Raw genomic sequence first — 23,057 nt, 5'->3', positions numbered from 1 at the left:
CGCGGGCTGCTGCTTGCGCTGCTGATGGCCGCAGCGCTGCCGGCGCTGGCCCAGCAGCCGCTGCACGACCCGCGCCCTCTCGCCTTCCGCGACGCTGCCGAAGAATCGCGCTTCCACGACCTGGCCGCGCAGCTGCGCTGCGTGCAGTGCCAGAACCAGTCGCTGGCCGATTCCAACGCACAGATCGCCCAGGACCTGCGCCGCGAGGTGCTGCAGCTGATGCAGCAGGGCCACGACGACGCGCAGATCAAGCAGTTCCTGGTGGCCCGTTACGGCGAGTTCGTGCTGTACCAGCCGCCGCTGCAGCCGGGCACCTGGCTGCTGTGGGGTGGCCCGTTGCTGCTGCTGGGTGCCGGCGGCCTGGTGGTGCTGGGCATCGTCCGCCGCCGTGGCCGCAACGTGGCGCCTGCACCGGCCGGCAACACCGACGAAGGAGATGGCTGGTGAGCAACGCATTGCCGGTGTTGGCTGGCCTGGTGGCTGCGCTGATGGCCGCACTGGTGCTGTGGCCGCTGCGCCAGCAGGGCCGTCGCGGTTTCATGCTGGGCGTGCTGGCACTGGGCGTAGTGGGCGCCTGCCTGTACGTGCTGGTGGGCGACCCGCGCGCCGCACGCATGCAACCGGCACCATCGGTGGCCACCCTGCGTGATGGCGTGAGCGCACTGCAGCAGGCACTTGAGCGCGATCCGCAGCGTGCCGATGGCTGGGCACTGCTCGGCCGTTCGCAGAGTGAGCTGGGCAACACCGCTGCAGCGGCCGAGGCGTTCGCCCGCGCCGTGGCCCTCGCCCCGGATGATGCCGGTGTCCTGGTGGAAGCCGCACAGGCGCGCGCCCAGGCCGATGCCGGCAAGCAGTTCGACGATACCGCGATGGACTGGCTGCAACAGGCGCGTCGCCTGGCACCGGACGCGGAGCGCGCCAGCTGGCTGCTCGGCATCGCCCTGCGCCAGCGCGGAAAGAACGCCGAGGCGGCCGATGTCTGGAGCAGCCTGCTGCCGCGCCTGGAGCCCGGTGCTGCACAGGCCCTGCAGGCGCAGATCGCCATCGCCCGCGAGGCCGCGGGCCAGGCCCCGCAGGCACCGGCCGCGGATGCGCCCGCGCTGCTGCAGGTTCGCGTACACCTGCCCGCATCGCTGGCGCAGGGCGATTGGCCGGCCAGCACCCAGGTATTCGTGCTGGCCCGCGCCGCAGGCGGCCCGCCGATGCCGGTGGCCGCACGCAAGCTGCCGTTGGCGGATTTCCCGGCCACGGTCGGGCTGGGTGACGGTGACAGCCCGATGCCGACCGCCCCTTTGTCGGCGCACGCCGAAGTGGAGGTGCTGGCACGCATTTCGCGCAGCGGCAGCGCCAACCGCAGCGAAGGCGACCTGCAGAGCGACGTGGTGCGGGTGAAGCTGCCGCATGACGGCGTGGTCGAGTTGCGCTTCCCGTAACGTGCACCGCTGCGCCCGCCGGGCATGGCCCGGCGCTACCCACGTACCCACCCCCGGTAGCGCCGGGCCATGCCCGGCGGATGCATGCGGCCCCAATGGAAACCAGCGTGTCGCCAGCTGCACGGGCGGCCCCGCTAGAATGCCCGCATGACCGAATTCATCCCGCCCGGCACCCGCTTCCATGCCCTGCCCTCGCCCTTCCCGTTCAAGCGCGGCGGCGCACTGCACGGCGCGCGCGTGGCCTACGAAACCTGGGGCACCCTGGCTGCCGACGGTCGCAATGCGATCCTGATCGTCACCGGCCTGTCGCCGGACGCGCACGCCGCCGCCAACGCCGGCAACCCGGCCCCGGGCTGGTGGGAAGCAATGGTCGGCGCCGGCAAACCGATCGATACCGACCGCTGGTTCGTGGTCTGCGTCAATTCGCTGGGCAGCTGCAAGGGCTCCACCGGCCCGGCGTCGCAGAACCCGGCCACCGGCGAACCCTATCGCCTCGATTTCCCGGAACTGTCGGTGGAAGACGGTGCGCGCGCCGCCATCGAGGTGGTGCATGCCCTGGGCATCGCGCAACTGGCCTGCGTGGTCGGCAATTCGATGGGCGGCATGACCGCACTGGCCGTGCTGATGCTGCAGCCGGGCATCGCCCGCAGCCACGTCAACATTTCCGGCAGCGCGCAGGCACTGCCGTTCTCCATCGCCATCCGCTCGCTGCAGCGCGAAGCCATCCGCCTGGACCCGCAGTGGAACGGTGGGCGCTACACCGAAACCGACTACCCCGAATCGGGCATGCGCATGGCGCGCAAGCTGGGCGTGATCACCTATCGCTCCGCGCTGGAATGGGATGGCCGTTTCGGCCGCGTGCGGCTGGATTCGGACCAGACCGACGATGATCCGTTCGGGCTGGAATTCCAGGTCGAAAGCTACCTCGAAGGCCATGCACGGCGCTTCGTGCGCTTCTTCGATCCGAACTGCTACCTGTACCTGAGCCGCTCGATGGACTGGTTCGACCTGGCCGAGTATGCCGATGGGGACGTGCTGGCGGGGCTGGCACAGATCCGTGTCGAAAAGGCATTGGCCATCGGCGCCAACACCGACATCCTGTTCCCGGTGCAGCAGCAGCAACAGGTCGCCGACGGCCTGCGTGCCGGCGGCGCCGATGCGCAGTTCATCGGCCTGGATTCACCGCAGGGCCACGACGCCTTCCTGGTCGACTTCGACCGCTTCGGCCCGGCCGTGCGCGGCTTCCTCGACGCGCTGTAAGTGGCCTGGCGGCGCAACCTGGCGTTGGCCGCGTTCGGCGCGCTGGTCGCGCTGACGCTCTGCGCTGTGCTGCCGCTGTGGCTGGGCGGCTGGTGCCTGCTGGCCAGCGCGGTGTCGTTCGGGTTGTACGGGCATGACAAGCGCGCGGCACAGCGCAAGCAGTGGCGCATTCCCGAACGCACGCTGCAGCTGCTGGCGTTCGCCGGTGGCTGGCCCGGGGCGCTGCTGGGCCAGGCGCTGTTCCGCCACAAGCACCGCAAGGCGGAATTCCAGTGGGTGTTCTGGCTGTGCGTGGTGGCGAACGTCGCATCGATCGCAGTGATGCTGCGCGAATTCGCGCGGTAACCACCCGGATGGGTAGATCCACGCCATGCGTGGATGTGCCGGCCGGCACGCCATCACGCAAACGGCCGCCGGGCATGGCCCGGCGCTACCTCGGGAGGACGGCACACGTAAATCCGCGGCGATTACGCTTCGCGCTCCAGCACGCCGTCACGCAACCGGTACTGCGCATCCACCACGCCGTCGGGAAGGTCGTCGTGGGTGATCATCAACAGGCTGCGGCCCTCCAGCAGGCCGGCCAGATCCTGCAGCAGCGCGCGCGCGGTATCCACATCCAGGCCTTCGGTCGGTTCGTCCAGCAGCAGGATCGGCGCGTTGCGCAGCAGCGCCCGCGCCAATGCCAGGCGCCGCGCCTGCCCGGCCGACATCGTCGCGCCGTTCTCGCCTACCCACGCCTGCAGGCCGCCATTGCGCTCGGCCCACTCACCCAGGCGCACGCGGCGCAGCACCGCCCACAGGGCGTCATCGCCGGCTTCGGGGTCGCCCAGCCGCAGGTTCTCAGCCACCGTGCCGGCAAATACCGGCGCGTTCTGCGGCAACCACGCCAGCTGCCGATGCCAATCGGCCTGGGCGAACCCGCGCAGATCGTGTCCGTCGTAGCTCAACCGTCCTTGCTGCGGATCCCACAGGCGCAGCAGCAGGCTGGACAGCGTGGTCTTGCCACTGCCGCTGTCGCCGCGGATGGCGATGCGCTCACCGGGTGCCAGGGACAACTGCAGGCCCGACAGCACCGGCCGCGCCGCGCCCGGCCAACGGAAATGCACGTCTTCCCACCGCACGGTGGCGGCCTGCGGCACCGCCTGCGGCAGCGACGGATCTTCCACCGTCGGCGCCTGCTCGACGATGGACTGCAGGCGGTCCGCGGCGATGCGACCGGACTGCAGCGACTGCCACGCCAGGCCCATGCCTGCCCACAACTCGATCATCGCCACGGTCAGGAACACCAGTCCGGCGGCCATCTCCGCAGGAACGCGCTGCTGTTCTGCCGCATGCAGGGCCAGCGCCAGCATCGCCACCAGGCCCAGCCCGGCCACCAGGCCATGCAGGGTCGACGCCGCGATCAGCCGCCAGCGCCGGCGCCGGTCGCGCGAGGCCAGCTGCTTGGCCGCCACGCGCACCTTCAACTGCCACGCGGCATCGGCATGCAGCGCGGCCAGGTCGCCCGCACCCTCCAGTCCTTCGAATGCAGCCGTCCGCAGCGCAGCGCGATGCGCGGCACGATCAGCTTCTTCATTGTCATGGCCGCGCACGCCCAGCCACGGCACGCCGAAGCCGATCAGCAGCGCCAGCACGGCCAGCAGCGCGGCGGCCGAGGGCAGGATCATCGCCGCCGCGCCCACCGCCACCAGCGACAGCGCACCCAGCGCCACCAGCGGCCCGATGGCGCGCACCAGCAGGCCATCAACTTCGCCGATATCGCCCAGCAGGCGGGCCAGCAGTTCACCGGTGCGCGTGGCCCCCAGCCGCGCCGGTGCCAGCGGCAGCGCGCGCCGGAAGAACCACACGCGCAGGTCGCGGGCGATGCGCAGCGTGGCATCGTGGCCGACCAGCTTTTCGAAATAGCGCGACACGATGCGCGCCATGGTCAGCCCGCGGATGCCGGCCGAAGGCGAGAAGAAGTTGAAACCCTGCGCCAGCCCTGCCGCACCGGCCAAGGCGGCGGCGGTGAGGAAACCACCGGACAGGCCCAGCAGCGCGGTACCGGCCAGCATGGTGATCCACAACAGCAGCACCGTCAGCAGCAGGCGCGGCCGGTGACGCAGGAACACCGCGCGCAGCGAATCGGGCGAACGGCTCATGCGCGCACCGCCTGTGCCGGGTCGACCAGGCGTCCTTCGGGCAGCAGCAGGCAACGGTCGGCCCAGGCGATCACCACCGGGCTGTGGGTGGCCACCACCACGCTGCGGCCGCGCGCGTACGCGGCCAGGCTGCGCAGCAACGCGGCTTCGGTATCGGCGTCGAGGAAGGCCGTGGGCTCGTCCAGCAGCAGCACCTGCGGGTCGCGCAGCAGCAGCCGGGCCAGGCCGATGCGCCGGGCTTCGCCGCCGGACAGGCCGAAGCCGCGCTCACCGATCACGGTGTCCAGCCCATCGGGCAGGCGCTGGGCGAACTGCAGCACCTGCGCCGCCTCGGCCACCGCGCGCAGGCGTGCATCGCTGGCCGCGGGGTCGGCCAGGCGCAGGTTGTCGGCAATCGAGCCATGGAACAGATAGGGACGCTGGCTGGCATAGGCCACCTGCACGCCAGGGCGCAGCTGTACCCGCCCCGCACGCGGCGGCAGCCACCCGGCCAGCGCTTCCAGCAGCGTGCTCTTGCCCGAGCCACTGGGGCCGACAAGCGCGAGCCGCTGCCCGGGCTCCAGCCGCAGGTCCACGCCCTGCAGCACATCCTGCGGGGCACCCAAGGGGCGCAGCACCAGCCCCTGTGCCAGCACCGGCGGCAAGGCCGCCTCGGCCGGCTCCACCGCCAGCGGTGCGACCGGCACCTCGGCCATCACCGGCTCATCCGGCAGCGAAAGCAGCAGGCGCTCCACCTCGGCCGCTGCGGCCAGCGCGTTGGCGCGGTCGTGGTAATGCGCGGCCAGCCGCCGCAGCGGCGCGTAGAACTCCGGGGCCAGCAGCAGGCAGAACAGGCCCGCGCCCAGCGTCGGCACCGCTGCATGCAGCGACATTAGGCCCAGGTAGCTCAGGCCCAGGTAGAGCGCGACCATCGCCACGCTCACCGAGGCGAAGAATTCCAGCACGGTGGATGACAGGAACGCGATGCGCAGCACCTTCATCGTGCGCACGCGCACGCCCTCGGCCGCCGCTTCGATGCCAGCCAGTTCGGCCTCGCCACGCCCATACAGGCGCAGCAGACCCAGTCCCTTGATGCGATCGGCGAAGTGGCCGCTCATGCGTGCCAGTTCACCCAGCTGTGCGCGGCCGGCCGCTTCGGCGCCCCAGCCCACCAGCATCATGAAGAACGGCACCAGTGGCGCGGTGAACAGCAGGATCAGCGCCACCACCCAGTCGACCCAGGCCACCGCGGCCAGGATCAGCAGCGGCACCACCACCACTTCGGTACGCACCGGCAGGAAGCCGCTGTAATAGCTTTCGATGGCATCGCCGTGGTGCAGCATCAGCTCGCCCAGCTCACCGGTGCGGCGCTGCCGCAGCCACAGCGGGCCGTGGCCGAGCAGGCGCGCGAACACACGCTCACGCAGGGCCAGCCGGGCGGCATCGGCCACATCACCGGCGGCGGCCTGGGTGGCGCTGCCCAGCAGCGTGCGCAGCACCAGGATGACGGCCAGCGCGGCCAGGACCGGCAGGCCGCTGGCCAAGGGCGCGCGTTCCACCAGCACGGTCTGCACCAGCCAGGCGATCGCGGCGGCCTGGCCGACCAGCAGCGCGCCGGAGAGGCTGATGCACAGGGCGGCCAAGCGCTGCCGGCCGCGCGCGGCATGGGCCAGGCCGGCCAGCCACGCCGTGCGGGCGCGCCGCTGCAGGGCCGATGCTTCTTCTGCAGTAGGTGGCTCGGCAGCAGTGGGTTGGGCAGCGCTCAAGGTCTTCACAGATGGCAGGGAATGCCCCGCATTGTAGGCGCAGGCAACAGTGTCCCCCTGCGGCCGGCGGTCGCAGTGGTCACGGGAATGGCATACGATCCTCTTGGGTTCCCATTCATACATTGATCTGGATCAAGGCTGTTTGAAGTAGTCGGTCACATCATTTACCCGTAGACCACCCTTCCCGCCACCCGCAACGGCACTATCCACGAGGTAGCCAGGCCATGATTGATCAGACAGTCGTAGAACTGTCGCGGCTGCAATTCGCTCTGACCGCGATGTACCATTTCCTATTCGTCCCTCTCACGCTTGGCCTGTCCTTCATGGTGGCCATCATGGAGAGCGTGTACGTCATGACCCGCAAGCAGGTCTGGCGGCAGATGACCCTGTTCTGGGGCACGCTGTTCGGCATCAACTTCGCCATCGGCGTGGCCACCGGCCTGGTGATGGAATTCCAGTTCGGCATGAACTGGTCCTACTACAGCCACTACGTAGGTGACATCTTCGGTGCGCCGCTGGCCATCGAAGGCCTGATGGCCTTCTTCCTGGAAGCCACCTTCATCGGCCTGTTCTTCTTTGGCTGGAAGCGCCTGAGCCCGGTCAAGCACCTCACCGTCACCTGGCTGATGGCACTGGGCACCAACCTGTCGGCGGTGTGGATCCTGATCGCCAACGGCTGGATGCAGAACCCGACCGGTGCGGTGTTCAACCCGGACACGATGCGCATGGAAGTGGTGGATTTTGCCGCCGTGCTGCTCAATCCGGTGGCACAGGCCAAGTTCGTGCACACCGTCAGTGCCGGCTACGTGACCGGCGCCATCTTCGTTATGTCCATCAGCGCCATGTACCTGCTGCGCAACAAGCACAAGGACATGGCCCGCCGTTCGTTCGCGGTGGCCGCAGCCTTCGGCCTGCTGTCCTCGCTGTCGGTGGTGGTGCTGGGTGACGAAAGCGGTTACGCCGCCAGCGAGCACCAGAAAATGAAGCTGGCCGCGATCGAAGCGATGTGGGAAACCGAGCGTGCGCCGGCCGACTTCACCGCCTTCGGCATTCCCAACCAGGCCACCCACCAGAACGATTACGCGATCAAGATCCCGTACCTGATGGGCCTGATCGCCACCCGTTCGCTGGACCAGCCGATTCCCGGCATCCTGGAACTGGTGGAACGCGCCGAGCACCGCATCCGCGGTGGCCAGATCGCCTATGGCGCGCTGGAGCGGATCAAGAAGGACAAGACCGACCTGCAGGCGCGCGAGATGTTCGACCGCCATTGGCAGGACCTGGGCCACGGCCTGCTGCTGAAGCGCTACCGCGAGGACATCCTCAACGCCACGCCGGAGGAAATCTCCAAGGCGGCGATGGATACCGTGCCGCGCGTGGCACCGCTGTTCTGGACCTTCCGCATCATGGCGGGCCTGGGCTTCTACCTCATCGCCTTCTTCGCCCTGGCGTTCTACTACTCGTGCCGCAACAACTTCCAGGACAAGCGCTGGTTCCTGAGGCTGGCCGTGTGGAGCCTGCCGGCACCGTGGATTGCGATCGAATGCGGCTGGTTCGTGGCCGAGTACGGCCGCCAGCCGTGGGCGGTGGATGGCGTGCTGCCCACCTTCTACGCGGCATCGGGCCTGGCCCTGCATGAAATCCTGACCACGCTGGCGGTGTTCACCGCGCTCTATACGGTGCTGCTGATCATCGAGATCAATCTGATGCTGAAGGCGATCCGCACCGGCCCGGACGACATCCTGCCGACGCTGCAGGCTGACATCCGGCCTGTTTCCCCCACTGCAGCCGCTGCCGGACAGGCCTGAGGCAGGAGAATCCAGATGGAATTCATTGCACTTGATTACACCACGCTCCGCGTGATCTGGTGGCTGCTGCTCGGCATCCTGCTGATCGGCTGGGCGGTGATGGACGGCTTCGACCTCGGCGTTGGCACCCTGCTGCCGTTCGTGGCGAAAACCGATGAAGAACGCCGGCTGGTGATCAACACCGTCGGCCCGGTCTGGGAAGGCAACCAGGTCTGGCTGGTGCTGGGAGGCGGCGCGATCTTCGCCGCCTGGCCGCCGCTGTATGCGGTCAGCTTCTCCGGCTTCTACCTGGCGGTGTTTGCCATGCTGTTCGGCCTGATCCTGCGGCCGGTCGGCTTCAAGTACCGCAGCAAGATGCCGTCCAAGCGCTGGCGCGACAACTGGGATCGCGTGCTGTTCGTGGGTGGCCTGCTGCCGGGCCTGATTGCGGGCGTGGCGGTGGGCAACGTGCTGCTGGGCGTGCCGTTCCACTTCGATGACACCCTGCGCGTGACGTACACCGGTTCGTTCTTCGGCCTGCTCACGCCGTTCGCGCTCATCGCCGGCCTGGTCAGCGTGGCCATGCTGGTGTCGCACGGTGCGGCCATGCTGGTCATCAAGACCGACGGCCCGGTGGCCGAACGTGCCGCACGCTACGGCAGCATCGCCGCGCTCATCAGCTTCGTGCTGTTCGCCGTGGCGGGCGTCTGGGTGGCCTTCGGCCTGCCCGGCTACCAGATCACCTCGCAGGTAGTGACCGATGGCCCGACCAATCCGCTGCTGAAGACCGCAGCGATCGGCACCGCTGCCGGTGGCTGGCTGCGCAACTACAGCAGCATGCCAGCCACGATCGTGTTCCCGGTGCTGGGCCTGCTGGGTGCGCTGGCCAGTGCGGTGCTGCTGCGTGCACGCCGCGGCGGCCTGGCCTTCATCGCCTCGGGCGCCTCCATCGCCGGCATCATCCTCACCGTCGGCTTCGCCATCTTCCCCTTCCTGCTGCCGTCCTCCAGCCAGCCCACCTCCAGCCTGACCGTCTGGGACAGCTCGTCCAGCCACCTCACGCTGTGGATCATGCTGCTGGCCACGGCCATCTTCCTGCCGATCATCCTCGCCTACACCACCTGGGTGTACCGCGTGCTGAAGGGCAAGACGACGGTTGAAGAGATGGGCGACAACCCGAACGCGTATTGATGGATTGCCTATGTGCCGACCAACGGTCGGCACCCACCATGAGCACTCTGTGCCGGCCACGGTCGGCACATGCCCCGAACGAAGGAGATACGAGCATGTGGTATTTCGCCTGGATCCTCGGTACTGGCCTGGCCTCCACCGTGGCCATCCTCAACGGCATGTGGTTCGAATCGCGCGAGCGGAACCGCCTTGAGAAAGAAAACAGTCGCTGAGCTGTAAAAAAGCCTTGCCGCCTTGGCCTTCACACGGTATCTTAGGCGGCTCCTTCGGGGTGTAGCTCAGTCTGGTAGAGCGCTACGTTCGGGACGTAGAGGTCGCAGGTTCGAATCCTGTCTCCCCGACCACTTCGGTGGTCGCATTGAAGCCTGGTGAAGTCTTCCAGGCTTTTTTGTTCCCTGAAGGGTTCCATTGCCCCGGCAATGTGAAGAAACACCATTTACCCCTTGCCGCCATCGGGGTGAATGGATAGAATAGGCGGCTCCCTTCGGGGTGTAGCTCAGTCTGGTAGAGCGCTACGTTCGGGACGTAGAGGTCGCAGGTTCGAATCCTGTCTCCCCGACCACTTCAGTGGTCACCAAGAAGCCTGGAAGACGACAGTCCTCCGGGTTTTTTTGTGCCTGTCGCCCCGGGCCTGCAACGGGGCAAGGCAGCCGCCCTGCCCCGCCGCGTTCCTTCAGCAGGGCCGCACGTTCAGGCTGGCATACATGGCCAGCGCCCGGCAGGCCTGCATCAGCCCCTCCACGATGCGCTCGCCCACATCCTGGTCCGGCCCGCCATCCTGCCGCGCCCGCTCGGCCGCCAGCAGGATGTCATGCACGGTGCGCAGCCCCACCAGCGCACAATCCAGATCGGCCAGCGCGATGCGCCGGCCTGGGGCCAGCTGCCGCTCCGGCCAGGGGCGGCCATCGGATGCGCCGCCGCTGTCGATGCCACGCAACTGCGCGACGAAGGTGATGGGCTCGCCCGAGGTATCGGCATTGGCCGACGCGTGACCGGTGGGCGGGAAGGAAGTATCAGACGTCTTCATGGGCATTCTCCATGCAAGGAACACGGTGATGCCGCCGGACAAAGGCGGCGGGCGATACGTGGCTGCAAAAACCCGGCTTCAGCGTTCGGGCGGATGTGCTCGCGCACACCCCCACGCACCGCCCGCCATGGAACGCGGACGGATTGCCAGCCGGCGCCGCGCGAAGCGACGCCGGCTGGCAAGCGTAAAACACGCTGAAGCTCGGGTTTGCAGTCCCGGCCACCCTTTTCCGGTGGCATGCGAAGGTGTAAACGCCAGCGCACGATGTGCCAATGGGCAAACGCGCCACTGCAACAATTCGTACGATTCGCGACATTGTTGCACAGCGTCTGCGGGCGTCCAGAACCTAGGGGCGCAAAGGCTTGGCAGGTGTTAAGCCGCAAGCGCCGTTGTGCCGCGCGGCAGGATGGGGGTCGTGCGGATTACGACACACTGCGCGCGGTAGAAGCGCTTCGGGTGGATGAGGGGCGGCCGTGGTCGTGCTCAGCCCTTGAAGTGAGGATCTGTCACCGGCAACAGATCGTAGCTGGCCAGATCCATTTCGACGCGGTGCACCTTGTCCACCTGCGCGTCATCGGTGGGGTCAAACACACCCGGCACCGAGACGATCACCGTACCCAAGCCCTCGACCGGATGGACGGCATGCGCGTCGCGGATCTGCGCGTGGGTGATCTGCGCGGGCACGAAGCCCATCCAACCGAAGAATTCCCGGTGTTGATACAGGCGCCGGTCTATTTGATAGGTCACAAGCCCCTTCTCGGGCGTTCTGGACTTCACATCAACGCACGCGAAATTCGGCCGTATTGTCTTCACCAGCCCAATTAAAGCGTTGACCATCAGGGAAGGAGTTGCCTCCCCAAAGGGCTCGGGCCTGACAAGACTGAAAGAGTTGAATCCTGTTGTTGGGTTCAAATCCAACACGGCCAATCCCGGCTTGCGCCAGTCCCGATCATTGTCCACGTTGGCCAGCGTCACGGAAGCACCCAACTCTTCAAAATCACCGAACCGTCTACGATCCTTGTCAAGATCCTTTTCCATTCGAGCCAGGAGCGCACTCGAATCGTCGAGTGAAATACACTCTTCCTTGGGACTTGAAGGCAGTGCATACCATCTTTTCAGCAATGGGTGCAGTAGTGCGAGGCTTTGTGCTGTTAGCAAGGCCAAGCCCAGCACCTCACTCGGTGAACGTGAGACGGGAGTGGTCCACAGATTTTCCTGAGCACGAATGATCATCTGCTTCCTCCATGGATACGCGACGGAAGCGCTTCGGGTGGGGAACAGGGCTGGCGGTGGTCGTGCTCAGCCCTTGAAGTGAGGATCGGTGACCGGCAACAGATCGCGGCAGGCCAGATCCCTTTCGAGCCGATGAACGCGCTCCACCTGCGTGTCATCGCAGGGATCGAATACGCCTGGCACGGAGACGATGACCGTACCCAGGCCATCGACGGCATGGACTGCGTGCGCATCCGGGAGCTGCGTCTGATCGACCCGAGCCGGGACATACCCCATCCAGCCGAAGAAATCCCGATGCTTATACTGGCGTCTGTGTATCTGGTAGTAGGTCAATTCGCTTTCAGGCGATCGCGCCTTGACATCGGTACAGGCGAAATCAGGCTGGATGACCTTGACCGATTCGATCATTGCGCCAAGCACGATTGAAGAGATTTCATCTCCAAAGGGCTCCAGCCCATCAATGCTCAAACTATGCCTCCCAAGACCAGGACGCACGCCGAGCACAACTACCCCGGGCTTACGCCAGTCACGGTCATTGTCTACGTTGGCCAGCAACAATGAAGCGCCAAACCCCTCGAAACCTCCGAATCTCCTCCGCGTCTTCTGGATATCCCGCTCCATCATGTACAGCATTGCCGCAGAGTCTTCCAAGGCAATACACTTTTCCTTCCTTCGCGAGGGCAACGAATACCAGCGTTTCATCAAAGGGTGCAGGCGGGCCAGTCTTTCTGTCAGATCGACGGCCTTGATCAGCACCTCTTCCGGTGTACGGCACGCAGCCGGAGTGCGTAGATTTATCTGAGCGCCAATGATCATATGCGTGCTCTTCAACCCTTGATGCTCGGATCTGTCACCGGCAACAGATCGTAGCTGGCCAGATCCATTTCAACGCGGTGCACCTTGTCCACCTGCGCATCATCGGTGGGGTCGAACACGCCCGGCACCGAGACGATCACCGTACCCAGGCCATCAACCGGGTGGACAGCATGCGCGTCGCGTATCTGCGCGTGGGTGATCTGCGCGGGCACGAAGCCCATCCAACCGAAGAATTCCCGGTGTTGATACAGGCGCCTGTCAAATTGATAGGCCACAAGGCCCTTATCGGGAGTTTCGGCTTTGACGTCCGTGCAGGCGAACGCAGGCTTCATCTCCTTTACCAAGCAAATCATCGCGTTGAGCATGATCGACGAGACGGCTTCTCCGAAAGGCTCAATCCCACTTATCCTAAAGTAGCTAGAGCCGTTTCTCGGATTCAACGAAAGAACTACAACCCCAGGCTTGCGCCAGTCCCGATTGTTGTCAACGTTACTCAGAATGATGGAGGCACCGAGCTCTTCATAATCACCAAATCGAGTGCGAAGGCCTTCAATCTTTCTCGCCATTTTCATTAGGATCGCCTCTGAATCCTTTAGCGACACCGTCCTCTCCTCCCGGCTGGAAGGAAGCGCGTACCAGTCTGTCATCGAAGGACAAATCCTTGCCAGGCCCTTGGTAATGTTCACAGCCATAGTCAGAACCTGCTCCGGTGATCGCGACCCCGGTGTTGTGCAGAAGTTGGTTTGCGCATCGATAATCATAGACCTCCTCCCGAGAAGGGCTCGTATCTGCAGATCACGGGGTCGACACGGCCAAGAGCGATGGCAGCTTGCATCGTCCGTGCCTGCATAAAACACCACAAGAGCTTCGCTTGCGGACCGGCAATAGCAATTGCAGCGCGCTGTCTCATCATCTCGTCCCTAAAGGGAACAAAAACACCATCCTCTACAAAGTTGTACTTTGGCCTACCTTTCTCATCCAGAAACTGCTCATACCTTCCCTTCGCCTCCACCACCGTGCAGTCCTTCAACCAGAACCCATCAAACTCACAGGCGTTGAAGTGCCACTCCTGCACGGTACGGGAGAACCCATCGCGCTCAAGGTAGTCAAACAGTGTATCCACCGAGAACAACCGCCGATCTGGATCGGCCTTGTCCGCCACCATGAATCCAAATCGCAGCGGCGCCGAGCGAAGGTTGGCAATGTATAGCTGGTACTCGTAGTTGATCAGATTGTCCTGGGTAACGAAGCGCGGTGTGATCGGCGGTCCAATGAACCCCTCCTTCAGCAGGCACTCGTTGCACGCGGTCTCGTCGGGCATCTGCGAGCAGTCCACGTCCCGCGCCTTGGCCGTCGGCTCAGCGCGCGCATCCGGCTTGGCTTCACCGCGCACCCGCCGCTGGATACCGCCCACTACATCGCGGATGCCATCGGCCACGTCACCGGTAGTTGGCCCGCCATAGGGGTCCACCGGGTTGCCGTCTTCATCCACGCTGCCGTTACCGCCTCCCATGCCGGGCCCAAGCCAGGGCCGCGGGCCGATGATTCTGGTGCCCATCGTTGCTCCTAGTGTCCTGCCAGATTCGACAGCAGATCCGCCGCTGCCAGATTCGGGTTCTTTGCGCTGCGCATCCACATGTCCGCTGCTGGGACAGCCCGCAGACCGCGCGCCCATGCCACGTCCGCCTTCACCCAGCGCACCAGCACCGGCAGGTGGGTGATACGCAGCACATAGGCCGCGTGGTCGTGGCTTTTCACCGCGTCGTCCATCAGCGCCGCATCGCTCAGATGGCCGACCTGGCGGGGGTGCTCCGCGCGGATCTCCCGGCACAACAGCGGGAAGAACGTGGAGGGATCAGGCAGGCGCAGCAGGGCTTCCTGTTCCTTTGTGATCTCAAACATCAGCCGGCCTCCGTTGCATGCAGCGCTTGGCGATCGAGGGTGTAGCGCTCGCCCAGCATCTGGAAACGCCATTGCCGCAGCGGGCCCATCAACTGCCTGCGCTGCTGCAGGGTGAAGGCGGCCTGCAGGCGCAGGAATACGCGGCCATCCCAATAGCGCAGCAGCGCCAGCGTGCCGTTGGGGCGGCGCAGGTCCAGGCAGGTTTCCAGGTGCTGGTACACCGCTTCAAAGCCGGCGTCGCTGCGCAGCCAGGCCACCACTGGCCTGTCCCTTTCCAGCGCGCGCAGCCATCCATCCACCTGGGTGTGGGCTTGTGCGGGCAACTGCAGCAGCCACGGGCCGACGGATGCGTGGGCGGCCTCGGGCTGGCGCGCAAGCAGTGCGCGGTGTGGCAGGTCCTGGGCGTACCAGGCCAGCGCTTTGGGCGTATCGGCGTAGGCCGCGGCATCGACAATGACGTATCGGTTCATCAGCGCCCCAGGAAGGTTGCGCCAGCGCGGGCACCGGCCAACAGGCAGGCCTCGCACACCGGCGCCTTGTCAGCCATCGGTGCGGCAGGCGCAAGCGCTGCGGGTGAAGTGGCACCCGCCGCCTGCGCGGTCTGCGCCACCGGCCCGCGGTCCGCGCCACCGCCGCCCGCATCCACGAACACCAGGGACTGCTGCCCAGCGATGAGCGAACATCCGCACGACAGCCTGTCGCCGTCACGCGCCACCGGCTGGCCCTCGAACACGAGGGTGGAATCTCCACTGACGATGGAGGCCACGACCTGATGTTTGGGGCAGGTGGCTTTGTCACCTACCCGTGCAACAGGCTTGCCCTCGATGTCGGTCGCAGGCGAACCGGTAATGACCCGGCCCCCGCTGCTGGTCGCATCCCCCACCACAATCAACGTCCTTGCCACCCCACCATCCTTCCGTATTGGATTCGGCCCGAACCTAGCAATGGCGCAAACAGCCTGCACTTGAGCGCAGCGCAGCGTGCCCTCCCATTGGCTGGGCGTGCGCCGCGCAAACGCTGTAAGCACAACGGATTCGCTGGAACAGAGCGAATTTCCGGCGCGCTGCGACAACGGACATCAGGATGTGCGGATCGCGACAGTCAGCGCCGACAGGACCGGGCGCATCGCGCCACGTACAATGGCCACCTTTCCCCCACCCACCTCACCGGCACTGTCCGGTGCGGCGCTGCACGCCCACGTTGCGGCGTGCGCCACCTGCAAGGACCCCCGCATGACGTCCCCCACTTCGCCCTCACCCTCGCTGCTGCATGGCCGCCTGCTGGCCTTCGTTGCCATCCTGCTGGCGGCGGTCAACCTGCGTACGGCGGTCACCTCCATCACCCCGCTGCTGGACGTGCTGGGCCAGCAGTTCGGCTTCGGCACCACCATGACCGGCGTGCTGGGCATGCTGCCTACGGCCTCGTTCGCGCTGTTCGGCGTGGCGACCCCGGCCGTGGCCCGGCGCCTGGGCCTGGAGCGCACCACGCTGCTGGCGATGACCCTGGCCATGGCCGGCCTGCTGCTGCGCTCCAGCGCGGGCAATGTCGGCACCCTGCTGCTCGGTTCGGTGATCGCGCTGGCCGGCATGGGCATCGGCAACGTGGTGGTGCCGCCGCTGGTGAAGCGCTACTTCGCCAACAAGGTGGGCACGATGAGCACGCTGTACATCAGCGTGCTGCAGCTGGGCACGATGACCCCGGCGCTGCTGGCGGTGCCGGTGGCCAATGCCGCTGGCTGGCGCGTGTCGCTGGGCATGTGGGCGCTGTTGGCCCTGGCCGCCGCCCTGCCCTGGCTGCTGCTGGCCAAGCGTGCGCCCAGGCCGGTGCAGGACAGCAGCGACCCCAGCGCGCAGCCGCACGGCAAGGTCTGGCGCACGTCGCTGGGCTGGAGCATGACGCTGATGTTCGGCATGACCTCGCTGATGACCTATTCGATGTTCACCTGGCTGCCGCGCATCGTGGTCGAGGCCGGCGCCACGCCGGCGTTCGGTGGCGTGATGGTGGCGGTGTTCTCGGCGCTGGGCCTGCTGCCGTCGCTGGTCATCCCCTCGCTGGCGGTGCGCCTGCCGAACCCGTTCCCGCTGGTGCTGATCGGCTTCTTCGCGTTCGTCATCGCGTTCACCGGCCTGCTGCTGGCACCGCTGAAGGCGCCGCTGCTGTGGGCGGCGCTGCTGGGCGTGGGGCCGTCCACCTTCCCGCTGGCGCTGACCCTGATCAACCTGCGCACGCGTACGCCTACCGGGTCGGCGGCGCTGTCCGGCTTCATGCAGGGCGTGGGTTACAGCTTCAGCTGCCTGGGGCCGTTCCTGGTGGGCTGGCTGCATACGGTCAGCAATGGCTGGGGGCTGCCGTTCGGCTTCCTGTTCGGCTGCGCGGCGCTGATGCTGGGCGCGTCGTGGGTGGCGTGCAAGCCGCGCAAGCTGGAAGACCTCTGGTAAACCACCGCCGGGGTAGAGTCGAGCTTGCTCGACTGTTCCGGCAAAACGCAGTCGAGCAAGCTCGACTCTACACATCGCTTCGGCATCTGCTGACGTAGGGTGTCCAATCATGACGCGGAGGGGCTGCCGTTCTGGGCGGCTCCAGACACCGGGTCAGGGCGCGGCGGCGCCCGGCGGGCGCCTTGGGCGCCGCTGAAAGACCTGAAAAAGTGTTTGGTTGTCAGGGAGTTGCGATGAGTTTGACCGGTCTGGCGGGACTATTGCGTCTTAGCTGTAAAGGCAGGCTCTGGCCAGCTTGGGAGACGGCCAGGCACAGTTGGCATGTGATGTGCGTCACACTTTAAGCACATCGTTGAAGTAGGGATGCTAAGGGGGTTTCATGATTGTCCACCGTCCGCTGGCGCTCTGCGTCGGCCTGGCCTGCGCCGCGCTGGCGTTCGGGGCCCATGCCGCTTCGCCGCCACCCGCCGCCAGCCGCGCTGACCGGCTGGCTGAAATCGGCCACTACCGTGACCAGGCCCGCTGGGTCGATGCCCTGGCCGCCATCGAGCGCTCGCAGCTGCAGGAGCCCAACGATCCGCTGCTGTACAAGCTGCAGGTCCTGACCCTGGGTGATATCGGCAACGCCGACCGCGCCTGGCGCCTGTACCAGGCGCGGCCCGACCTGTTCGATGCCGACCAGAAGGCACGACTGGAAGCGAACTACATCGCCAAGCGGGTGAACTGGAGCCTGGCCTACGGCCAGAGCGAGGACAGCCGCCTGGACGAAGCCGAAGCATCGCTGGCGGAAATGGAGCAGTACGTGCAGCGCGATGGCACGCCGCTGGCGCAGGCTCCCCTGCGCATCCGCATGGACCGCCTGATCCTGCTCAACCGCCTGTCACGCCATGCCCAGGTGCGCGACGAAGCGCGGGCCCTGCAGCACGAAGGCCATGCCCTGCCCGACTACGTGCTGCCGGCAGTGGGCGATTCGATGATGGCCACCCAGCACCCGGACGAGGCGATTCCGCTGCTGGAAGCGGCAGTGAAGAACGATCCTTCGCGCTTCGAGTCCCGTTCCGAGCTGGCCTACGCCTACCTCGAGACCGAGCAGGCCGAGAAGGCCATCGGCTACCTGGACGCCTGGCAGAAGGATGAGCCGGCATGGCGCTGGGGCGGCGGCAAGAGCCCCTATGCCAACTGGGCGCGCTACGAGGCCGACCTCAACCTGTCGATGATCCGCGCCTACAGCGGCGATCTGCCCACCGCACAGCGCGAGCTGGAAGCCCTGGTCGATGTCGGGCCCGGCAACGGCGGCCTGCAGACCGCACTGGGCAGCGTCTACCAGATGCGCGGCTGGCCGCGACGGGCGCTGGAGCGCCACCAGATGGCCTACACGCTGGACCCGCGCGACGTGTCGCCGCGGATCGGCATGTACGAATCCTACGTGCAGCTGCAGCGCGACGACCTCGCCCGGCCGCTGCATGACGATCTGCTCGAGCGTTACCCCAACCAGCCCTCGGTGCAGCGCATGGACCGCGACTGGCGCGCGCACCGCGGCTGGCAGCTGCAGGCCACGGTGGAAGGCGGCCGCAGTTCCGGCGGCGGCGGCAGTTCGCCGCTGGGCAACGACGACCTGCATTACGGCACCGAAGTAGCTTCGCCGATCCTCGACGACCGCTGGCGCCTGTTCGCCTTCGCCGACCGTCGTTCGGTTACCTTCCAGGACCAGAAGATCAACCCGCTGTGGATGGGCGCGGGCGCACGTTACCGCTTCGGCCGCGTCGATGCCGAGGCCGCCGTGCTGCGCCCCAACGACAGCATCGGCGACACCGGCCTGCGCGGCGGCTTCGGCTGGCAGTTCAACGACCAGTGGCACGCCGGCGTGACCGCCGCGCGCAACGATCCGGAAGCGTCGATGCAGGCGCGCGTGTCGGGCATCACCGCCGACAGCGTGGCGGTGGCGGTTGATTACACCCGCAACGAGCGCACGCACTGGAGCCTGGGTGGCAGCCAGTTCCGCTACGACGACGGCAACCGCCGCGACACCCTGAACACCGCGATCGAACAGCGCCTGCTGACCCGCCCGCGCGTGGTGGTCGACGGCCTTGGCAGCCTCTACACCAGCCGCGGCTCGCTCGACGATGCGCCCTACTTCAATCCCTCGCGCGACCGCTCGGTGGAAATCGGCCTGCGCATCGACCAGCAGCTGTGGCGCCACTACGAACGCCACTTCCGGCACCGCCTGACGGTGTCGCTGGGCGACTACTGGCAGGAAGGGTTCGGCAGTTCGCTCATCCCCACGGTGGCCTATCGCCACGAGTGGCAGTTCGGCCAGGGCAGGATACTGGAGTACGGCGTGAGCTGGTCGCGGCCGGTCTACGACGGCCAACGTGAACGTCACATCGGCTTCGATGCCGCGCTGCGCTGGGGAGAGTGAGATGGAACGGATGCTTCGAAACCTGATGACCGTGCTGCTGCTGGGGCTGGTGCTGCTGGCCCTGCCGGCCGCTGCCCAGGAGCGCGACCTGGATTCGGCCGACAACGGCCTGCTGGTGCTGAGCTACCACGACATCCGCGACGATGTGCGTGAGAAGGGCGATGCCGATGCCTATGCGGTCAGCACGCAGAACTTCGCTGCGCACCTGGACTGGCTCAGCGCGCACGGCTACCACCCGATCTCGCTGTCGCAGCTGATCAAGGCCTCGCGCGGCGAAGCCCAGCTGCCGCCGCGGCCGGTCCTGCTGACCTTCGATGATGGCCTGCGCAGCGTCTACAGCCGCGTCTACCCGCTGCTGCGCGCCTACAACTACCCGGCGCTGGTGGCGGTGATCACCGACTACGTCGACATGGCCCCGGGCCGCACCATCGACTACGGCTACCGCCCGTTCGGCCACGATGATTTCCTGACCTGGGACCAGCTGCGGGAAATGCAGGCCAGTGGCCTGATCGAACTGGCCAGCCACACCGACAACCAGCACCACGGCGTGCAGTCCAACCCGCAGGGCAACCAGACCCCGGCGGTGATCACCCGCACGTACGACCCGCAGACGCAGCGCTACGAGACCACGCAGCAGTATGAAAAGCGCCTGCGCGACGACCTCTCGCTGAGCGTCAAGCGCATCCAGAAGGAACTGGGCGTCACCCCGAAGGCGATCGTGTGGCCGTATGCGGCCTACAACCAGCTGAGCAACGATATCGCCGAACAACTGGGCATGCCGGTGTCGTTCGACCTGGAGGGCCGCAGCACACCGGTCACTTCCGACCTGCATGGCCTGGCCCGCCTGCTGGTGACCAACAACCCGAACGTCAGCTCGCTCGCTTTCGAACTGCGCCGCAATGTCAGCCTGGATGGTACCCGTGCCCTGCAGATCGACCTGGATGCGGTCTACGACCCGGACCCGGCACAACTGGCACGCAACCTCGACAAGCTGATCGACCGCGTCAAGACGGTGGGCCCGACCCACGTCTACCTGCAGGCCTTCGCCGATCCCGATGGCAACAACACCGCAGACGCGCTGTACTTCCCCAACCGCCACATGCCGATGCGCGCGGACCTGTTCAACCGCGTGGCGTGGCAGCTGAAGACCCGCGCCGGGGTGAAGGTCTACGCCTGGCTGCCGGTGCTGGGCTACGAGCTGCCCGATGCGGCGCAGCGCACCGCGCTGGGCATCGCCAGCCCGGAACGCGACGGCATGTACCGCCTGGACTTCACCAAGCCGCAGGCGCGGCAGATCATCAAGGACATCTACGAAGACCTGGCGATCAACTCGTACTTCGAAGGCCTGCTGTTCCATGACGATGCCTATGTGCGCGACACCGAACTGGCGCAGCTGCCGCAGGAAGGCGCCGATGGCGGCCGCACCCAGGCGCTGATCGACTTCACCCTGGAGCTGCGCGATACCGCCCAGCGCTGGCGGCCGAAGCTGGGCACCGTGCGCAACCTGTACGCGCAGCCGGTACTGGAACCGCAGAGCGCCAGCTGGTTCGCCCAGCGCCTGGACCTGTTCAACCACGCCTATGACCGCACTGCACTGATGGCGATGCCGTGGATGGAAGGCAGCAAGCACCCCGAGCGCTGGCTGGACCGCCTGGTCACCGCCGTGCGCGCGCACGACCCCGAGCTGAAGCACACGCTGTTCGAGCTGCAGACCGTGGACTGGCGCACGCAGACGCCGATCAGCGGCCAGCGCCTGCGCGCGCAGGTACGCCGCCTGCAGGCGCAGGGCGTGCGCCATTTCGCGTGGTACCCGGACGATTTCATCGCCGACAAGCCGTCGACCACGGACGCGCGCGCCGCGATGTCCGCGCGCAACTTCCCGTACCCGGAGAAGTGACATGGACATGAGCCCCTGGCTGTATGCCCTGTTCCAGTTCGCCTTCTTCTACCCGATGGTGATGGCGTTCTTCTGGATGTCAGGCGGCCTGTACTACTTCTTCCGGCGCGAGCGGAGGTCGCGACCGCGCAACGATCCGCCGCCGATGGACAGCTACCCGTTCGCCACGCTGCTGATTCCCTGCCACAACGAATCGGACAACCTGGACGACACCATCGGCGCGGCTCTGGCGCAGCGGTATCCGGATTTCGAAGTGATCGCCATCAACGATGGCAGCAGCGACGATACCGGCGCCCGCCTGGACGCACTGGCCGCCCTGCACCCGCGCCTGCGGGTGGTGCACCTGGACCGCAACCTGGGCAAGGCCAATGCGCTGCGCATGGGCGCCCTGGCCTCGCGCTCGGAGTACCTGGTGTGCATCGACGGCGATGCGATGCTGGAAGAGTACGCCATGCACTGGATGGTCTGGCACCTGACCAGCGGCCCGCGCGTGGGTGCGGTGACCGGCAACCCGCGCATCCGCAACCGCTCCACGCTGCTGGGCCGCCTGCAGGTGGCCGAGTTCTCCTCGATCATCGGCATGATCAAGCGCGCGCAGCGCGTGTATGGGCGCATCTTCACCGTGTCCGGGGTGATTGCCGCGTTCCGTCGCACGGCCCTGCACCGCATCGGCTACTGGGCCGACGACATGGTGACCGAGGACATCGACATCAGCTGGCGCCTGCAGCTGGACCACTGGGACATCCGCTACGAACCCAACGCGCTGTGCTTCATCCTGATGCCGGAGACGCTGAAGGGCCTGTGGCGGCAGCGCCTGCGCTGGGCGCAGGGCGGCGTGGAAGTACTGCTGCGGCACGGCGCATCGTTGTTCAGCTGGCGCAAGCGGCGCATGTGGGGCGTGCTGCTGGAGTACATCCTCAGCGTGTTCTGGGCGTACACCATGCTGCTGATCGTGGTGCTGTGGGCGCTGGGCAAGTTCATGCCGCTGCCGGCCCCGCTGTACATCGACACGCTGCTGCCGCAATGGCACGGTGTGATCCTGGCGCTGGTCTGCCTGCTGCAGTTCGCCAGCAGCCTGATCATCGATCGTCGTTACGAAACACACATTGGACGCAACTACTTCTGGGTCATCTGGTACCCGATGGCGTACTGGCTGATCAGCCTCTTCACCACCCTGGTGGCGTTGCCGAAGACGTTGTTCAAGCGCCGCGGCAAGCGTGCCACCTGGGTCAGCCCTGACCGGGGGATCCGATGAGCACCGTCCGCGGCACCACCAAGACAAAGTCGTCCAACCGCTTCGATTCGCGGTTGATCCAGAAGTCGCGCCAGCAGCCGCGCCTGCAGCGCACGGCCTGGGGCTTCGTCACCCTGGCGTTCTGGGGCTTCTACTTCTACCTGTGGGCACCGCTGGTGACCCTGGTTTCATGGCTGCTGGGCGGGCACCTGGCCTACGTGCAGCTGTACCAGCACAGCCAGCACGTGGATCCGTTCGTGATGATCGCGCTGCCGGTGATCCTGGTCTGCTGCTCGCTGCTGCTGATCGCCTGGGCCGAGTACAACCGTTTCCGGTTTGGTGGCAAGGAACGGCGTGCGCCGCGCGAGGATTCCAGCCGCCAGGACATCGCCCGCGCACTGGGTGCGAGCGATGCGCTGGCCGAGCAGCTGATGCACGCGAAGGCGGTGACGCTGCACATGGATGACAACGCACGGCCGGTGGGGCTGACGCGGCAGCCGCTGTTGTAAGGGGTGGGTGTTTTTTGCAGGGCCT

22 protein-coding genes and 2 tRNA genes are annotated in these 23,057 nt (G+C 66.5%); 14 read left to right on the top strand and 10 right to left on the bottom strand.

What is annotated here, in order from left to right; genetic code table 11:
• Window positions 1-24 precede the first annotated feature (24 nt).
• From C1926_RS03065 to C1926_RS03050, 4 genes are all read left to right on the top strand, one after another.
• The gene (locus tag C1926_RS03065; protein ID WP_108747853.1) at window positions 25-447 is read left to right on the top strand and encodes a cytochrome c-type biogenesis protein; all 423 of its coding nucleotides are present in this window, start codon (window positions 25-27) and stop codon (window positions 445-447) included.
• Window positions 441-1,433 carry a tetratricopeptide repeat protein gene (locus C1926_RS03060; RefSeq protein WP_108760616.1) on the top strand — a complete coding sequence of 331 codons (993 nt, stop codon included), beginning with the start codon at window positions 441-443 and terminating at the stop codon, window positions 1,431-1,433. Before C1926_RS03065 ends, C1926_RS03060 begins: the two co-directional genes overlap by 7 nt.
• Window positions 1,434-1,580: 147 nt before the next feature.
• Window positions 1,581-2,693: a homoserine O-acetyltransferase gene (locus tag C1926_RS03055; RefSeq protein WP_108758221.1), complete on the top strand. Its 1,113-nt coding sequence runs from the start codon at window positions 1,581-1,583 to the stop codon at window positions 2,691-2,693.
• Entirely contained in the window at window positions 2,694-3,038 is a 345-nt protein-coding gene (locus tag C1926_RS03050; protein WP_108747030.1) for a DUF1294 domain-containing protein, read from the top strand.
• 122 nt (window positions 3,039-3,160) lie between these two features.
• On the opposite strand, the gene cydC is transcribed toward C1926_RS03050, so the two are convergent.
• Entirely contained in the window at window positions 3,161-4,834 is a 1,674-nt protein-coding gene (gene cydC / locus C1926_RS03045; protein ID WP_108758220.1) for a thiol reductant ABC exporter subunit CydC, read from the bottom strand.
• Window positions 4,831-6,579: a thiol reductant ABC exporter subunit CydD gene (cydD, locus tag C1926_RS03040; protein ID WP_108758219.1), complete on the bottom strand. Its 1,749-nt coding sequence runs from the start codon at window positions 6,577-6,579 to the stop codon at window positions 4,831-4,833. Before cydD ends, cydC begins: the two co-directional genes overlap by 4 nt.
• A 224-nt stretch (window positions 6,580-6,803) precedes the next feature.
• Here cydD and C1926_RS03035 point away from each other — a divergent pair, with 224 nt between their 5' ends.
• The 5 genes from C1926_RS03035 to C1926_RS03015 all read left to right on the top strand — a co-directional run bounded on the left by C1926_RS03035 (window position 6,804) and on the right by C1926_RS03015 (window position 10,119).
• Complete coding sequence (locus tag C1926_RS03035; RefSeq protein WP_108758218.1) at window positions 6,804-8,387, top strand: cytochrome ubiquinol oxidase subunit I; 1,584 nt, start codon at window positions 6,804-6,806, stop codon at window positions 8,385-8,387.
• A gap of 15 nt (window positions 8,388-8,402) precedes the next feature.
• Window positions 8,403-9,557: a cytochrome d ubiquinol oxidase subunit II gene (gene cydB / locus C1926_RS03030; RefSeq protein ID WP_079222502.1), complete on the top strand. Its 1,155-nt coding sequence runs from the start codon at window positions 8,403-8,405 to the stop codon at window positions 9,555-9,557.
• Between the two features lie 95 nt (window positions 9,558-9,652).
• Window positions 9,653-9,769 (top strand): cytochrome bd-I oxidase subunit CydX, encoded by a 117-nt coding sequence (cydX, locus tag C1926_RS03025; protein ID WP_079222503.1) that lies wholly within the window; start codon window positions 9,653-9,655, stop codon window positions 9,767-9,769.
• A 55-nt stretch (window positions 9,770-9,824) separates the two neighbouring features.
• Window positions 9,825-9,901 (top strand) — tRNA-Pro (locus C1926_RS03020).
• 141 nt (window positions 9,902-10,042) lie between these two features.
• Window positions 10,043-10,119 (top strand) — tRNA-Pro (locus tag C1926_RS03015).
• A 111-nt stretch (window positions 10,120-10,230) separates the two neighbouring features.
• Here the strand turns inward: C1926_RS03015 and C1926_RS03010 are convergent.
• From C1926_RS03010 to C1926_RS02975, 8 genes are all read right to left on the bottom strand, one after another.
• On the bottom strand, window positions 10,231-10,584 hold the full coding sequence (locus C1926_RS03010) for a hypothetical protein (RefSeq protein ID WP_254057361.1): 354 nt from the start codon (window positions 10,582-10,584) through the stop codon (window positions 10,231-10,233).
• 483 nt (window positions 10,585-11,067) lie between these two features.
• A complete protein-coding gene (locus tag C1926_RS03005) occupies window positions 11,068-11,817 on the bottom strand; it encodes an Imm52 family immunity protein (protein WP_108758216.1) in 750 nt (249 codons plus the stop codon).
• 66 nt (window positions 11,818-11,883) lie between these two features.
• Entirely contained in the window at window positions 11,884-12,633 is a 750-nt protein-coding gene (locus C1926_RS03000) for an Imm52 family immunity protein (RefSeq protein WP_108758215.1), read from the bottom strand.
• Between the two features lie 11 nt (window positions 12,634-12,644).
• Window positions 12,645-13,394, bottom strand: a complete 750-nt coding sequence (locus tag C1926_RS02995) for an Imm52 family immunity protein (protein ID WP_108758214.1) — start codon at window positions 13,392-13,394, stop codon at window positions 12,645-12,647.
• On the bottom strand, window positions 13,391-14,191 hold the full coding sequence (locus C1926_RS02990) for a Tox-REase-5 domain-containing protein (protein WP_254057360.1): 801 nt from the start codon (window positions 14,189-14,191) through the stop codon (window positions 13,391-13,393). Before C1926_RS02990 ends, C1926_RS02995 begins: the two co-directional genes overlap by 4 nt.
• 8 nt (window positions 14,192-14,199) lie before the next feature.
• Window positions 14,200-14,535 (bottom strand): hypothetical protein, encoded by a 336-nt coding sequence (locus C1926_RS02985; protein ID WP_108758213.1) that lies wholly within the window; start codon window positions 14,533-14,535, stop codon window positions 14,200-14,202.
• Window positions 14,535-15,005, bottom strand: coding sequence for a DUF4123 domain-containing protein (locus C1926_RS02980; protein ID WP_108758212.1), 471 nt, complete (start codon window positions 15,003-15,005; stop codon window positions 14,535-14,537). Before C1926_RS02980 ends, C1926_RS02985 begins: the two co-directional genes overlap by 1 nt.
• Window positions 15,005-15,418: a PAAR domain-containing protein gene (locus tag C1926_RS02975; protein ID WP_254057403.1), complete on the bottom strand. Its 414-nt coding sequence runs from the start codon at window positions 15,416-15,418 to the stop codon at window positions 15,005-15,007. Before C1926_RS02975 ends, C1926_RS02980 begins: the two co-directional genes overlap by 1 nt.
• A 349-nt stretch (window positions 15,419-15,767) precedes the next feature.
• Here C1926_RS02975 and C1926_RS02970 point away from each other — a divergent pair, with 349 nt between their 5' ends.
• From C1926_RS02970 to pgaD, 5 genes are all read left to right on the top strand, one after another.
• Window positions 15,768-16,973: an MFS transporter gene (locus tag C1926_RS02970; protein WP_108758210.1), complete on the top strand. Its 1,206-nt coding sequence runs from the start codon at window positions 15,768-15,770 to the stop codon at window positions 16,971-16,973.
• A 379-nt stretch (window positions 16,974-17,352) separates the two neighbouring features.
• A complete protein-coding gene (gene pgaA, locus C1926_RS02965; RefSeq protein WP_108758209.1) occupies window positions 17,353-19,392 on the top strand; it encodes a poly-beta-1,6 N-acetyl-D-glucosamine export porin PgaA in 2,040 nt (679 codons plus the stop codon).
• Between the two features lies 1 nt (window position 19,393).
• On the top strand, window positions 19,394-21,289 hold the full coding sequence (pgaB, locus tag C1926_RS02960) for a poly-beta-1,6-N-acetyl-D-glucosamine N-deacetylase PgaB (protein ID WP_108758208.1): 1,896 nt from the start codon (window positions 19,394-19,396) through the stop codon (window positions 21,287-21,289).
• Between the two features lies 1 nt (window position 21,290).
• Window positions 21,291-22,544, top strand: a complete 1,254-nt coding sequence (pgaC, locus tag C1926_RS02955) for a poly-beta-1,6-N-acetyl-D-glucosamine synthase (RefSeq protein ID WP_108758207.1) — start codon at window positions 21,291-21,293, stop codon at window positions 22,542-22,544.
• On the top strand, window positions 22,541-23,032 hold the full coding sequence (pgaD, locus tag C1926_RS02950) for a poly-beta-1,6-N-acetyl-D-glucosamine biosynthesis protein PgaD (RefSeq protein ID WP_079222511.1): 492 nt from the start codon (window positions 22,541-22,543) through the stop codon (window positions 23,030-23,032). Before pgaC ends, pgaD begins: the two co-directional genes overlap by 4 nt.
• Window positions 23,033-23,057 lie beyond the last annotated feature (25 nt).

This window comes from Stenotrophomonas sp. ZAC14A_NAIMI4_1, assembly GCF_003086915.1.
Taxonomy (GTDB): Bacteria; Pseudomonadota; Gammaproteobacteria; order Xanthomonadales; family Xanthomonadaceae; genus Stenotrophomonas.
This window is presented reverse-complemented; position numbering and strand designations above follow the sequence as displayed.

Coding starts and splice junctions, on each gene's coding strand:
- C1926_RS03065 (WP_108747853.1), top strand. CDS start 25: ATGGCCGCAGCGCTGCCGGCGCTGGCCCAGCAGCCGCTGCACGACCCG.
- C1926_RS03055 (WP_108758221.1), top strand. CDS start 1,581: ATGACCGAATTCATCCCGCCCGGCACCCGCTTCCATGCCCTGCCCTCG.
- cydC (WP_108758220.1), bottom strand. CDS start 4,834: ATGAGCCGTTCGCCCGATTCGCTGCGCGCGGTGTTCCTGCGTCACCGG.
- C1926_RS03035 (WP_108758218.1), top strand. CDS start 6,804: ATGATTGATCAGACAGTCGTAGAACTGTCGCGGCTGCAATTCGCTCTG.
- cydB (WP_079222502.1), top strand. CDS start 8,403: ATGGAATTCATTGCACTTGATTACACCACGCTCCGCGTGATCTGGTGG.
- cydX (WP_079222503.1), top strand. CDS start 9,653: ATGTGGTATTTCGCCTGGATCCTCGGTACTGGCCTGGCCTCCACCGTG.
- C1926_RS03010 (WP_254057361.1), bottom strand. CDS start 10,584: ATGAAGACGTCTGATACTTCCTTCCCGCCCACCGGTCACGCGTCGGCC.
- C1926_RS03005 (WP_108758216.1), bottom strand. CDS start 11,817: ATGATCATTCGTGCTCAGGAAAATCTGTGGACCACTCCCGTCTCACGT.
- C1926_RS03000 (WP_108758215.1), bottom strand. CDS start 12,633: ATGATCATTGGCGCTCAGATAAATCTACGCACTCCGGCTGCGTGCCGT.
- C1926_RS02995 (WP_108758214.1), bottom strand. CDS start 13,394: ATGATTATCGATGCGCAAACCAACTTCTGCACAACACCGGGGTCGCGA.
- C1926_RS02990 (WP_254057360.1), bottom strand. CDS start 14,191: ATGGGCACCAGAATCATCGGCCCGCGGCCCTGGCTTGGGCCCGGCATG.
- C1926_RS02985 (WP_108758213.1), bottom strand. CDS start 14,535: ATGTTTGAGATCACAAAGGAACAGGAAGCCCTGCTGCGCCTGCCTGAT.
- C1926_RS02980 (WP_108758212.1), bottom strand. CDS start 15,005: ATGAACCGATACGTCATTGTCGATGCCGCGGCCTACGCCGATACGCCC.
- C1926_RS02970 (WP_108758210.1), top strand. CDS start 15,768: ATGACGTCCCCCACTTCGCCCTCACCCTCGCTGCTGCATGGCCGCCTG.
- pgaA (WP_108758209.1), top strand. CDS start 17,353: ATGATTGTCCACCGTCCGCTGGCGCTCTGCGTCGGCCTGGCCTGCGCC.
- pgaB (WP_108758208.1), top strand. CDS start 19,394: ATGGAACGGATGCTTCGAAACCTGATGACCGTGCTGCTGCTGGGGCTG.
- pgaC (WP_108758207.1), top strand. CDS start 21,291: ATGGACATGAGCCCCTGGCTGTATGCCCTGTTCCAGTTCGCCTTCTTC.
- pgaD (WP_079222511.1), top strand. CDS start 22,541: ATGAGCACCGTCCGCGGCACCACCAAGACAAAGTCGTCCAACCGCTTC.